The 418-nt window shown below is 54.1% G+C and carries 1 protein-coding gene; it reads right to left on the bottom strand.

The features are described from left to right. A partial coding sequence (locus ACTHS3_RS17100) for an ATPase domain-containing protein (RefSeq protein ID WP_440368652.1) occupies positions 1–418 on the bottom strand: 418 nt, incomplete at both ends.

The raw sequence follows: 418 nt of genomic DNA, 5'->3' as shown, positions 1-418 counted from the left end.
TCGCCTTCGATCTCAGCTTTAGGCACAAGTGCGGCTACGGAGTCGACAACGACCATATCGATACCGCCGGAGCGTACCAAGGTATCGCAGATTTCTAATGCCTGTTCGCCGGTATCCGGTTGGGAGAGATAGAGTTCTTCGACTTTTACGCCGAGTTTGCGGGCGTAAATCGGGTCAAAAGCATGCTCGGCATCGATGAATGCGCAGATACCGCCATTTTTTTGACATTGGGCAATGGCTTCGAGACAGAGTGTGGTTTTACCGGAGGATTCCGGGCCGAAAATTTCAACCACGCGGCCGCGGGGCAGACCGCCAACGCCGAGTGCCAAGTCCACGCCGAGGGAGCCGGTAGAAATAACATCAAGGTTTTCTTCCTGTTGGCTGCCGTCCATTTTCATGATGGAGCCTTTGCCGAAGT

The sequence above is a fragment of the Neisseria sp. P0009.S007 genome (assembly GCF_051962515.1).
Note: the sequence above shows the minus strand (reverse complement) of the source record. Positions and strands in the feature narration are given on the sequence as shown.